General features: G+C 35.3%; 11 protein-coding genes. 3 read left to right on the forward strand and 8 right to left on the reverse strand.

The features are described from left to right. Positions 1–9 precede the first annotated feature (9 nt). The 8 genes from CLV96_RS06080 to CLV96_RS06115 all read right to left on the reverse strand — a co-directional run bounded on the left by CLV96_RS06080 (position 10) and on the right by CLV96_RS06115 (position 11,622). On the reverse strand, positions 10–2,688 hold the full coding sequence (locus CLV96_RS06080) for an efflux RND transporter permease subunit (RefSeq protein ID WP_004786554.1): 2,679 nt from the start codon (positions 2,686–2,688) through the stop codon (positions 10–12). Continuing rightward, the gene (locus CLV96_RS06085) at positions 2,685–5,669 is read right to left on the reverse strand and encodes an efflux RND transporter permease subunit (protein ID WP_004786755.1); all 2,985 of its coding nucleotides are present in this window, start codon (positions 5,667–5,669) and stop codon (positions 2,685–2,687) included. The genes CLV96_RS06080 and CLV96_RS06085 overlap by 4 nt, the downstream gene beginning before the upstream one ends. Beyond that, positions 5,666–6,934 (reverse strand): efflux RND transporter periplasmic adaptor subunit, encoded by a 1,269-nt coding sequence (locus tag CLV96_RS06090; protein WP_004787729.1) that lies wholly within the window; start codon positions 6,932–6,934, stop codon positions 5,666–5,668. Before CLV96_RS06090 ends, CLV96_RS06085 begins: the two co-directional genes overlap by 4 nt. A gap of 128 nt (positions 6,935–7,062) precedes the next feature. Continuing rightward, the gene (locus CLV96_RS06095; RefSeq protein WP_243836417.1) at positions 7,063–7,533 is read right to left on the reverse strand and encodes a hypothetical protein; all 471 of its coding nucleotides are present in this window, start codon (positions 7,531–7,533) and stop codon (positions 7,063–7,065) included. A gap of 158 nt (positions 7,534–7,691) precedes the next feature. Continuing rightward, positions 7,692–8,192, reverse strand: coding sequence for a hypothetical protein (locus CLV96_RS06100; protein WP_004785831.1), 501 nt, complete (start codon positions 8,190–8,192; stop codon positions 7,692–7,694). A 10-nt stretch (positions 8,193–8,202) separates the two neighbouring features. Next, positions 8,203–8,664, reverse strand: coding sequence for a hypothetical protein (locus CLV96_RS06105; protein ID WP_004784770.1), 462 nt, complete (start codon positions 8,662–8,664; stop codon positions 8,203–8,205). Positions 8,665–8,717: 53 nt separating this feature from the next. Continuing rightward, positions 8,718–10,058: an Ig-like domain-containing domain gene (locus tag CLV96_RS06110; protein WP_004786297.1), complete on the reverse strand. Its 1,341-nt coding sequence runs from the start codon at positions 10,056–10,058 to the stop codon at positions 8,718–8,720. Positions 10,059–10,068: 10 nt separating this feature from the next. Continuing rightward, complete coding sequence (locus tag CLV96_RS06115; RefSeq protein WP_243836418.1) at positions 10,069–11,622, reverse strand: TolC family protein; 1,554 nt, start codon at positions 11,620–11,622, stop codon at positions 10,069–10,071. A 122-nt stretch (positions 11,623–11,744) separates the two neighbouring features. Between CLV96_RS06115 and CLV96_RS06120 the strand changes: the two genes are divergently transcribed. The 3 genes from CLV96_RS06120 to CLV96_RS19980 are packed head-to-tail and all read left to right on the forward strand — an operon-like array spanning position 11,745 to position 13,398. Next, a complete protein-coding gene (locus tag CLV96_RS06120) occupies positions 11,745–12,479 on the forward strand; it encodes a FecR family protein (RefSeq protein ID WP_208325385.1) in 735 nt (244 codons plus the stop codon). Beyond that, positions 12,479–12,973 carry a hypothetical protein gene (locus CLV96_RS19975; RefSeq protein ID WP_004787021.1) on the forward strand — a complete coding sequence of 165 codons (495 nt, stop codon included), beginning with the start codon at positions 12,479–12,481 and terminating at the stop codon, positions 12,971–12,973. The genes CLV96_RS06120 and CLV96_RS19975 overlap by 1 nt, the downstream gene beginning before the upstream one ends. Continuing rightward, positions 12,922–13,398, forward strand: coding sequence for a DUF4384 domain-containing protein (locus CLV96_RS19980; protein WP_243836419.1), 477 nt, complete (start codon positions 12,922–12,924; stop codon positions 13,396–13,398). Before CLV96_RS19975 ends, CLV96_RS19980 begins: the two co-directional genes overlap by 52 nt.

A 13,398-nucleotide genomic window follows, 5' to 3' on the forward strand; every position in this document is an offset into this window, starting at 1 on the left:
TCTTAGGTATCAAAAAATAAATTTGGTTTTCATTATTTTCCACTTTTGTAACATTTTTAAATAGAAAAGAAAGAAAACTGAGATAAGGAGGAATCCTCCCATAAAAAATCTTCCCCCATCACCCGGGAGAAAATACGACAAACCAAACAAAAAGAAAAAAGAAATCAAAAGATCCCAATGTAAGGAGGAGCGTGGGATCCAAAGAAGCAAAAAAGACAAAAATAAAATTGTAGTTCCAAAAAGAAAATAATCTCCACCTAACAAAATAACATTGATTCGCCAAAGAAACAAAAAGCAAACACAAGGGAAAAGCCAGAATAGGTTATTTTTCTTTCGATATAATAACAAAATTGAAATTATAAGGACAAAAACAGGTCTGTATTTTGGTAATGATTCTTTTTTGGGAACAGTTTCCGATAACTGAACGATATCATTTCCCAAAAAATTTCGAATTTTAAATTCCAGCTCCTCCCAATCAATGAATTTTCCCTTCACCAAAATTTCTAAACTTGTTTCTCCATTCTTACGATAGATCCTTCCTTGATTATTGATAGTTTGATAATTTGTAAACGACTCCGTAAAAACGGGAATGCCTGATGCCATTTTTGTTGGCCTTTGGGGATAACGATCTAATTTTTTATCCGGTTCTACTAAAAAACGAATATCTGTTATCTTTTTATCTAAAACCATTTTTCCAACAATCGATGATTGTAAATCCAATGATCTTTCTCTTAGTGAATCATTCAAATCGAAACCTAACAAGTTACTATACTTAGCAGAAGAATGAATATCCCATCCTTCGGTTGAAGGCTGAAAACACAAAACAACTTCTTCAATTTCTTTTTTTGTCCGCAACCAAGGGAGGATGGAAATTATTTTTTTTTCTAAAATTTCCGTATTTGCATTTGAAAATCGAATTTTTCGATCTGCATTTGGTTCCGCCTCTCCAAAAAAATGAAAATATCCTGATTCTGTTGGAAGATTTTTAAAACCGTTTATTCCACCTAACTCGTTTAATCGAAAATAAAAAACGGAACTCGAAGGATTTTGTTTGAGAATCAAAAGATCAGTTATTTTTCTCGAGAGTATTTCGTTTTCTACCTGTTTGGTGATTCGTATTGACTCTTTTTCCGGTAATGAAGTGGGAAATTCTAATCTTCCAATCTGAACAGTACCGTAATAAGTCGTAACCGGCGTAAGTTCTAAACTAGAAACCAAAGAAAATGAAATGCTAATGATCAGAAGTATGACGGCAAGGAATAGACTGCTCTTTTTCTGTGAATTTTGGTCCCCCAACTTAGTCCTTTGTTTATTTGGATATTTTTTTCTCCGAGCGAACAAAGAAAAAGACAAAATCGATTTTTTCGAAAAGGATTGAAAGAGAGTTTTCAGAAAAGGAACAAATATAAAAAAATATAAATGAACCAAAGAAAATATACCTAAGGTTTTAGGGATCCAATTGAAAAAAACAAAAATCCAAAGTATCAAAACGGAAACAAGAACTGAGAGGGTCCATTTCCCAATTTTTCTAACTGGGAATAAAACCAAAAAGAATTTCCAAACTAAAAATAGAAACAACGTAGATCGGCAAATCGAAAACGAGAAAAAAGAACAAATACCTAAAAAAAGAAGAGAGGTTGTATAAAATGATAACAAATTATATAGAATTGGTTTCGTTTCTATCGGGAACAAAATAGGAGTCAGAACTAAAACCAAATCTAACAAAAAAAATAGAAAGAAAAACCGATACAAATCAGAAAAAAAATCTTGGTAACTTGTGTATAACAAAATCCAATCTTTATGATTAGATAATAAAGTGTTTAGTTCTCTAGTTATATGATACAAAGAAGTTCCATTCTCTGCGTTAATCAATATCGTTTCAGATTGTAATCCATTGATTCTTGTTCCATGATGAGATTTTTTATCTCTCAATGATACGGAACCAAAAGAAGAAACCAAAAGACCTTCTCCAGACCGCGAAGGGATACCTAAATTTGACCAATCACTTGGCTTGAGCGGGAAATCTTTTTGGAACCACAAACCCTCTCCTAAATCATAATAAAACCCAAAGTTGTAATTTCGAATGGCATCATAAACAACGGACAGTGAGGGAAATTCAAAACTTTGTATCCGGTCGGGTTGAATTTCCAAAACCACTTCTTTTTCAGACCCCGGATGATGAACAAAAGAGGAAACCCCTGCGATATTTCGAATTTGGCTTTCCAAACCCTTGTGACTGCGGTCAGAGTTTTTTGATATCTTTTGCAATATAACAATATACTGATCTTCTGACTTTTTTACTTGGATTTTAGGAGAAAGTGAATCAACAGGGAACCTTTGTCTCTGCAAAAGATATTCATTTCGAATCGCAGAGACAATAACATCTTTTTTTATACCTTCTTCTAATTCCAAATGGATCTGGGAACTTCCTCGTTCTGAGATGGATTCAATTTCTTTGTAACCAGAAATTCCTTTTAAAAGTTGTTCCCAAGGTTTAGTGATTCCTTCTTCCACTTGTAAAGCTGTTTTACCGGGCCATTGGATCGTAATTTGAATGGATTCCGAGGACTGCAAAAAGGATTCTGCACCTAACAATATGTAACTTAATTGCAAAACAGATAGTAAACTAAAAAACAAAACTATGGCCAAAATACGATACCGGTAATTTTGAATTAAATTTGCCATCATGGTTTATTGTCCCAAAACTTAACAAACAAAGCCGGATAAACATAAAAAACAAAAAATAAAGAAAGAAAGATGCCAACAAACATCGTGCTTGCGATTGATTCTGAAAAATCAGAACCAGGGCCTTCAAAGAGAATGACAGGAAAAAGACCCATCATCGTAGTTCCTGAGTTTAATAAAATTGGCCGGAACAACCAACGAAGAACGTGTTCTCGCTTTTCGGAACCCATTTCATTTTTGGGAACCTCTATCCACCTTTCCGCAAATAAAGAAATACTATCAATAGACAATCCAAGTAAAACAACGAGACCGATATAATGCCCTAGATGAAATTCCGAAAATAAACAAAAAACAAAAACGATCGTAACCAAAATGTAGAAGCAGGAGATAGAAAGATAAAAAAATGGGATCCAAAATGATTCGTAAATTCCCACAAGGGCTAAATAAATAAAAACAAAGGAAATTAATAAAAGGACCGCAAGAACCAAATAAAACTTTTTGATTTCATCGCTTGCCGAAACTTTTAGCAAAGATAAATGGCCTTTTGGATCTAATTTTTTAAGATCAAAGTCTATCGCTTGACCAACCCATTCGACAGAAAACAATCCAGATTCACGGCGAAACTGATTCCAACTCCCCCTTGGTTTTGATTTAAAAAGAGAACTAAGGAACGTTGTATCATTGGTTTTTGTTTTAAAACTAATTTTAGAAATATCGTTTGCGTTTGTATGGTTTGAAAGAAAGGAATCGAAACCAAGATATAAATCTGATTTGTTTGTTTCGCCAATAGTTCCTAAATACTTAGGTATTTGTTCGTATAAAAATTTTTGTTTTAAGTCTTCTTCATTTGGATTCCAGTCCGGAGTCGGGATCTGATTTCTAGTCCACTCTTCTAATCGAATTTCTTTTGGCAAAAAATCAAACTTCCCAACAAACCCATTAGATTTTAACTGAGTTTGGAAATCCCTAACAATTTTGTTTAACTCTTCCCATTGATCATGAAGAAAAACTACCGAGTCAACAGGAATGAAAGGCAATGCTGTTTTAAGTTGTGAGTTGATAGGCCCCCATTGCCAATCCCATCTTGATCCCAAAAGTTCATTAGAAATCAATCTTTCTAATTCTTTTTCATTCTTTGTCCCAAAAAATTTCCATTCAATTGCAATTGCTTTTTTAGGATGCTGATTCCTTGTATCATAAACATTTAATGGCGAGAGAAAAATAGAAAGAGATGGATCGAATGTTCTTAATTTCTTTTCCAAATCTTCGACAAACAAAAGTTCTTCTTCTAAACTCAAATGATTCCAAGGAATCATTTGCAATCGATTACCTACCGAAACTTGGTCTGGAAAAATTTTCCATCTAGGTCCAAACGCCAACAAATAGAGAGATGATATGATAATAAAAATGAACGTACCCAACCTAACATTCATCTTAGAAAACAAAAAATACGTTTTATTATAAATTGCAAATATAGATTGTTCTCTTTCGAAACTTTTAGGTTCCAACTTTAATGATTCTGCTAAAGAAATGGAAAACAATGGAACAATCAAAATGGAAGAGATCAATGAACAAAAAACCAAAAGAGCTATGCAGACTCCAGAATCGAAAAAGAATTCTTTCCATTTCATGGGGAATAATAGAAGAGGGATAAAAACAACGATGGTAGTGAGTGAAGAGGAAACTAGTGACACCAAAACAGAACGAATTCCCTTTGTAACAGCCTCTAGATTCGATAACCCCAGTATTAAATTTTTTCGTATGGAAAATACAATCAGGTTACTGGCATCAAATAACATTCCAATTCCAACCGAAATCCCACCTAAACTAAGTAAGTTAATTGAAATTGAAAAAAACAAAATTAAATGAAAAAAGAAAACCAATGAAAATAAAACTGATATAAGTAAAATCATAGCCGGAACCCAACTACGGTATAAAAGGAATGAAAAGAGGAATGCGAATCCCAATCCCCAAATTATATTAAAACTACTTTGTTTGATTTGATCCTCAAGTTCATTCGATCCATCAAAAAAAATTTCTGAATGGATTACGGAATCTAAACTTCTTAGTTTTGTTTTAACTTCTGAAGATAACCGCAATGGATTTGAAAAAGGATCAGTAAAGACTGCGAGATAAATTGAGCTTTTTCCGTTCAATCGTGTTAGTTTTTCACCTGGAGAATCTGATTCGTAGATTGTTGCTAGTCGACCAAGCCCTACGGAACTTCCGTTTCCTAAATGAATGGGAAATTCAAAAAGATTTTGGTGAGAAAGAACTTCTGGAGAAAATTTCAATTCAGTTTCTTTTCTGTATTCTTCCACCACCCCCAGTGATCCGTGGCGAATCCCTGCTTGGAGTTGCAATTCCAAATCACGGATGTTAATCGGAAACAAATCAAAAGTCTGGGGATTTATGGAAATAATAGAAATTTTATTTCTGTTTCCTACAACTCGAACTTCCGTAACACCAGGGATTCGTTCCAATTGGAACACCAATTGTTTTAAACGAAAATTGAAATTCTTAAGACCATCGATTGTTTCATTCGGGATAATAATCTCAAGAAACGGGCGATCATTTATTTCTCCTTGAACCAAACGTGAAATACCGACACCTAATGGCAGTTTATCTTTCATTTCTAAAATTGTTTGGTATAATTCTTCTTTAAAATCACGAATAGAAGCACCAAATTGTAGATCAATTTCCACAATTGACTTACTGTGTTCAGAAATTGTGCGTATTCGATCCACAGACTTTACAGCAGAGACCATTTCTGAAATTGGTAAACTCACCATCATGTCTGTATCTTCAGCCGAATGATTCGGATACTCAGTGACAACAAAATACCGAGAGGGTGTTAATTTCGGTAATAACCAAATTTCCAATTCTGGAATTCTAAAAAAAGCGGCAATGACAATCGATAAACTGATAACAAAATATAATTTTTTGTGTTTGTATAAAGAAAGAATATAACTTTCAATCTTCATAAAACTAGACTAAATTCTACTTCATCCTCAGAAGAAAGACCAGAAAGTATTTCTAATTCATTTAACAAATAGGGTTTATACTGTATAAAACGTTTTTCTACCTTTTGTCCATTTTTTACGTTCACAAAAAAACCATTTGTTTCATCTCCGTGAAGAGAAGATGCAGGGATCAAAATTTTTTTGCTAACCTCATCTAGTTTCACTTGCGAAAGCCCGAACATACCAGGCAGAATCATTTTATGATTTTGTTCCAAACGAACTTTGATACCAATACTATGAGACCTTGCTTCCAAAAAACCTCCTACCCTTTCCACCTTACCTCTGATTGATGGTAAATTGGTTTGTGAAGGCAAAAAAACTACTGATTTCCCTGGAGAAAAATGAATCAAATCAGATTCAGGAATTTGGAACCCAGCTGAAAGCTCCCCCTTCTCAATTAAAATAATTGCAGGAATTTGGTTTGTTAACTCCCCTTCTTTTGTCTGAATTTTTAATATTTTTCCAGATTTCGGAGTTCGCAAACGAGTATCGGCTAACAATTGCTTATTTGACTCCATTTGGTTTTGAATGATTTTTAAATGAGCCAAACTCAATTCATACTCAGAACGTTCGATAGAGGTATTTTTTTCTCTCCAGACCTTTAACTTTTCCTCAAAACGAATCTCTCCTGATTCCAATCCTAAATAAACACCAGATAGCAGATTTTCCCGATCTCGCAATAAATTGTTATACTGTGTTTGTTTAGACTCTTCTTCTTGTTTTATTTTCTCCAACTCGGAGAGAGATAAAAAACCTTGTCTCCAAAGGATTATTTTTTTTTCTTTTATATCTCGGGCTAACGCCAGCTCTTTTTCCGCAAGTTCAATCCATTCCGTTTTTTTATCGATCTCTCTAAGTTTAGTTTCCACTTGTTTCTCTGCATGTTTCCATTTTTCAAAAGCAATTGCCACTTGAGATTTTGCGATATCAGCAGATAAACTTAATCTTTCCCCCTCCAATCGAATCAATTCATCATCTACCTCTAAAAGAATTTGGCCTTCCTTAACAAAGTCCCCCTCCTCTACTAGTATCTTTTTGACTCTTCCAGTTTGTTTGCTATGCAATTGAATTTCTTTAGTTGGCTCCACAACAGAAGGGTATTCCAAAACCTTATTTTCCTCTAAAACTCTTGGTTTTTTGAACACCAAATTTTGATTTGGTGAGCCCATAACAGAAATATCATTGGGTTTTCCCAATTGATTGGGAAAGTATAGAAATGAAGCCAAAAAGGGGAATCGGAGACGAATAGCGGGTGTTGAAAAGTATGTATAGAGAATCGACAAAACAGAAAACGAAATTACCAGAAAAATTAATTTCCAGAGCCATACTTTTAGTAAATGTCTAAAATTCCCTTTCATACATTTGCCAAGATCAAAACAAAAAAGACAAATAAGATTGGATTTAAATAACCCAAACAACGAGACAGAAAAGTTACAAATTGGTCACTAGAAACAAACAACCGTTTGTATAGTTCCCCATTATTAATAAGAAACAATATAAACAACGTTGTCCAAAATACTACTACCAATGTGGAATAAAAATTAGAACCCAGGAAATGACCTAAAATTTGGTTTCCTAAAAACAGGAGACAGACAAAGAAAAAAAATTGATGAATCAGACTCTTCATTAACTTTCCCAAATTGTTGCGAAATGTTTCTTTTGTTCTCTTGAAGAAAGAAAAAAGAAAGTTGATCGAAATAGAAAGGAGCAAATACAATACGCTAACAAAAATTACACTAACAATTTGAAATGGATACAAACTCCAAAGAGAAACTTGTTTCCCTGAGCTTATCGCATCCATTTCTAAATTGCGATTGTTACTCATAAACTCATCCCAATTCCAGAAACAATGAACTCCGTAGAGTATAAAATAAAGAGTAAGGAAGAAAAAAGGAGATAGATAGAATCCCTTAAATCTCTCTTTTAACGTTTTCAATAGAAGCTTTTGGTATTGTTTAAGCTGAATTTTCAGAAGAGATATTTTCATTTTTTACCCAATTCCTTTTCTAATCTATTTAGATGGGTTTGGAATTGTTTCCATTGGGCCAAAAAAAGTTTCTTTTGTTTTGTTGGATCTTTAGTATTCTTTAATTTCAAATACAACAAACAAGCTTCAGGTGAAATGGGTAGTAACTCAATTAATCTTGATTCATCTTCAGAGGAAATAGTGACAGGAAATTTTGATACAAGCACCGCCTTAAAATATAACAATATCAATTCAGGTGTTTTATAAGAAACTTCTGACCAATGAGCAAAAAACTCCTTCCAATCACCCAAATAAAACAAAGATTTGCAAAAAAGTAGCTCTTCTGAAGGTAACAATTTTTGTTCTTTCTTTTTCTCCTTCAAAATGGAGCTGACGACAGTTAAATGACCAGATAAATAAGCTTCAGAAAGAACTTTTAGATCATTCGATTCTGGGATAGTTACCTGCGAACAACGAAAGAAAACAAAAACAGAAAACAAAATAAATCCATTTTTCATTACGGGACTCCTAGAGATTTTGGATAGAATCACGAAAAGGGAATGGATCTTTTTTGTCCCAGATCCAATCGAATCGACTCACTTCTCTTTTAGAAAAATCAAACCAGATCACTCTTATAGAATTTTGATTTTGTTTGAATGGGAAAGCGAACCGTAAAACCAAAACTTCAGTTGCTCCAACTTGATCCGCTTGTTCTTTCCAAATTTGTATCCGCGACTGATTCTCCGTAGGTAATCTTTTTAAATGATTTTGGAAGTCCCCTAAAGGATCTTTGGAATGGTCGGAACTAACTTCATTCCAAATTGTTTCTCTAACAAATACCGAATAACCTAGCTGTTCTAATTCTTCCTGTATTTGAAAGCTGACTTCTTTTTCTTCTGAATAACTATCGTAAAAACAAGGTGAAGCGGAATGAACAAACAAGATCTTTTTACCATTCGGTATGGGATAAGTAAGCTTCCTGAAAGCCATTGTATTTCCAACACAAGATAAACACACAAAACAACTCGCAACAAATACATACCTCATTTTGCTTCAACCTGAATGACAAAACCAACTTTCATCCTTTTCCCAGAAATAGATTTTGCATCCGGATCCAAACGAAACTCATAATATGGATAAAAGTTTGGTGCAAGAGCAGAATAAGATAAATTAAAATCGCCACCGGTTGAAATGTTTCCAAACAAAGTCCCGTTACAACTTGCTTCACTTTCAGCAAAGGAATAAGTTAATTGTTTACAACCAAACGGGGATTCTGTTTGGCAATGAGACCAAACCCAAGTTGACAAACGAATGTTTGTTGATGGAGGGGAAATTCTCGATAATCTTGTTGCTCCGATGACTGAAGTTGTATCCATATACTGATCAAAAAAAATCCGAAAGTTATCTGTATTTACATCTGCACAGTCAGAACTCGTAGCTGGTCCTCCAAAGCCTGTGTCTCCCCCGCGAAAATGATAATGATTAGGACTAAGAATGGGCAGCCCTTGGCTCCAAAAACAAAATCCTGAATCCCAACGACCTCCGGCAATCGATCCTAATTCCTGAATCCCCAAACCACAGTTTTGTGATTCCAATCCAAAACCAATGACTTCTGGTTCACTCAAATCTGGGCCAACAAAAAAATCGGAACGAACTACTTCCGACAACTCGGCACCATCCAATGAATGCAATCCTACTGGGAATAAAATATGATACCGAGTCTCCGGTAAAAAATTGAGGTCTGGTAAAACAGTTAGTAAAGTCGGACTTTCCCATTCCAATCGGTAAGAGATGGCAGGCTCAATCCGAAGTCCGAGGCCCACTTCCGTTTGGTTCATTGGTTTTGAAAATTGAACTTGAATTGGTGAAGGACCAGGAACCCCGGAACAAACAATTTCAGTTCCACCTAATAATATATTGGTAAAACTTCCACCGAGCAAACATTCCGATTCTGTTCCCGTCGAAATCATTATTGAATTTATCATCGGTGGACCAGGATTATCTTTTTCTCCCACACGAAAAGGGATGGTGTAAACACGGTCCAGATCCTTTCCAGTTTTATCTTCACATTGTTTGGTGAGTCGAACCACATAACCACCAGATGGCAATTCCGTATTTGGAAAATATTTTAAAGAAAGTTCCGTTGTTTCAAAACTTCCTCGAACTGGTGGGTCCAATGAAAAAGCTGATACGCAAGACTGGATGGACATTGCTTTACTAAATACAACAGAAATATTTGTTTTTGGTTCGACATTGTTGGAATCAGAAGCCGGAGAAAAAACAAGAACTTTGGGAGCATCACTAGAATTCAAAACTCCAATCCAGTCATCAAATGAACCCAATTTGGAAGAACATTGAAATAAAACAGATACGAATAAAAACAACAGATTCCATCTAACGAGCTTCATACGAATCCTCCATTAAAAATGGGTAAGGTTTCTTTTGAATTGGTTCGTTTATTTTTCTTTTTTCGCTTTCAGGAAATTCTTTCCAGTCTTCTAAAACTCTGGAGAGATCACTTGGGATGCGTTTTGACTCTACGCGGTAATAACGATTGTCAAAAGGATTATCTCCGAGTAACAAAACAAGTTCCAAAGCAGTGGATATGTATTGAAAGTAAGGCTCCAATACGGATTCCAAACTAACAAATACTTCTTCTTCTGATTTTAAGTATTCAATTTCTGAGATAAATCCAAGGTTCCTTTCCTCTCTTTTGGCTCTGTGTTGGTTTAAATTGGATTTTGTATTTTCCAAATAGAGGTTATATTTTTGATACAATTCAATTAGTTTAATTTCAATCGATTGGACTTGGTTCAAAAAACCGATCTCCGATTGTTTCCAATCAGTTTTTGCTTGTAACAAACTCATTTTTGAATCGAAGATTTTTTTGTTTCGACCCAAATCATCGAATAAACCAATTGATCCACTTTGAAAAGAATTTTCACCAGGACCAACTGGCTGCGGTCCATACCCTGGAATTCTTTGGATTCCGTTTCCTTCCGACTGGATCCCATTTTGCGTATTGGACTGAAAACTTGTTCCTCCTAAATTGGCTTGGACTCCCACACTCAGTCCATAAATTTCATTTTGAAGCGGGAAACCTCCATTGCCATTTTTCCCAATATAACCACCTAATATTAGTTTTGGTTTCCATTCATTGTCTAAACTTTCTTCTTCTAGTTCTGCTAACTCAATTTGTAGTCTCAATTTTTTCCGAAGTGGGTGGTTTTCATTGGGAGCCAATAATTTGGAATTTGGATCAAACAATCGAATGCGTTCTGTAAATCCACCTGCTAGGGTAATGCGAACATTCGGCTCAAGTGACATCGCTTGTTGTAATTCCAAAACTGCCAGTTTTTTATTTGTATCTGAATGTATCTGTTTTGATTGAAATTCAACTTCCCAAACTTTGCGCCACTCGGATTCCCCTTTTGAAGATAACCCAAGTTCCAATTCTTTTTTTCGTTTTTTTTGTTCTAGTTTATATCGTTCTGATCTAAGTTGATAGATCAAATCTACTAACTGTCGTTTTTGAAATGAAAGATAAGAAAGAGAAATTGACTTAAATATTTTTTCTCGAAGGAGTTTTTTCTCTTCCGAATGAATCAGTCTTCGAATCTCTAATTTTTGTTTTTCTCTTTCGGTATCTCCTCCATCATACAATAACTGTTGGATTTGCAAACGAACGTCTCGGTATTCTTGGTCGATCTGTTCTGGATTTTTTGAGAAAATTCCAAAATAATGAACTCCTAATTTGGGAAGGTATTGTTTCCATTTTTCACGAGTCAGGATCGGAAATATTTCAGAACGAACCTGTTCCAAACCTAAATTTCCATTTCGTTCCATCCCAATCCAAACACAGTCTTCCCAGAACAAATTGTCCTCTGCTAACAAAGGATAAAAAAGAAATCCCAAACAAAAACATATGGAAAAAAACTTATACCACATATCAGAAGATAGGTGGTAAATTTGCAGATTGGTCCTCGCTCACCATTTTTGTAGGGGAATTTTTGATTTTTTTTTTAGTTTTTTTAGCTTGTAAGAGGAGTGAGTTCTACTATAAAAGTGGCATGATTCGATTTATTGTGTCCATTTTGTTTCTTCTTTTGACCACAACCCTCGCCGCAGAGGAAGTGGGGATAATTAGTTTCATTCAAGGAACAAACTACCTTTCTGGACCTCGTTTCAAAAGGTCAAAAGAGCCCGTAAAGTTAGGTAGTATCCTAAAAAAAGGGGATACAATCACAACTGAAAATGGCACTTGCGAGATCCAATTGGCAACACAAGCAACTGTTCGTTTGTCAAAATATTCATCTGTTCTAATCGAGGACCTGCTCAATCCTAAATCCAAATCCACTACTCTCAAACTTGTGGGTGGAAAATTATTTGTCAAAGCACACAAACCAGGACCAGGAGTCCCAAGCCAAAACCAACTCAGTGTTGTCAATCCTAGCTTTGTGGCAGGAGTGAGAGGAACAGAATTTTTAGCGGCTGCCCCGGACACCGGTGGAGTCAACGAAGACCTGACCGAAGTGGAAACGGGAGTTTATGTCAATGAAGGGACTGTAGCAGTCAGTCCGGATAAAAAGGGAAAACAAACTCTCGTTGCTGAAAATGAAGAAGTAGTTGTATCTGGAAAAGAATTAAAAAAACAAATTTTAGATGAATTTGTAAAAGATAAAATGCGCATTTTTGAAGAGTTCAAAGCCATCAAAGAAGAAAACTACCAACGGATCAAAGAACAATACGAAAAAAACGACCAACTTATGAATGAATACAAAGGCCAAGGTAGGGTAGACGAATAATGAAACAATTTTTAATTCTCTCATCAATCATTTCTCTTTCCCTTTTTTCTTCAGACAAAATTGGGAAGTTACCTGTTTATAGAATTGCAGTAGAATCTCTTTCAAATTCAGAAGAAAACGTTGTCCTTCGTGATTTTATCAAAGAACAAATCCAATCCACTTCCCGCGGACTGGTAACTCTTCCTTTGAAACACTCTGAATTAGGGACTTGGGAATTTGATAAAGAAGGAAATCCTTCTGAAGAAACCATTCGCAACTTCAAAAGTCTCTCTGGTATGGACAAACTTCTGCTTGTATCAACAGAAGATGGACAAGCTGTGATTTCCTTTGTAGATGTTTTACACCAAAAGTTAGAATACCGCAATTCCCTCCCGGATAGTCTTTCTAAAACTTTAGTCTCTGATTTCCTGAGTTTTTTAGATAAAAAAATATATATTTGGCTTTGTCAGAAACAGGTTCAGGATCTGCGACCCAACTCAAAATTAATTCCCTAAAGCCCACTTATATAGCAGGGGAACCCATTCGTTTTGAAATCGAATCGGCTGAAGACAATTATGTGTATGTCGTTTTAGTTCCTGAGAACCAAAAAGGAGAGCCTGTCCTTCTTTTCCCCAACCAAATCCAAAATGATAATTTCATTCGCAAGGGAGATCGAGTGACCATTCCTGATAAACGAATTTCGTTTAGAGCCTCCTCGACTCCTTCCAAAGATAGAATTCGTGCCTTTGCTTCTAGAGAAGAATGGAAGGAATTCCAACTCCGAGGCAAAAAAGAAGATTCATTCTATCGACTCTTACCTCCTGCTGTCACAGGAACCAAAACCACTGCCAGATCAATGGTGATAGTTCCGAACACACTTACTGCTTCCATTGAACAAAGTCCAGTGATGGAGTGGGAATACCAAATCCTCTCTCGATAA

The organism is Leptospira meyeri, assembly GCF_004368965.1.
Classification (GTDB): domain Bacteria; phylum Spirochaetota; class Leptospiria; order Leptospirales; family Leptospiraceae; genus Leptospira_A; species Leptospira_A meyeri.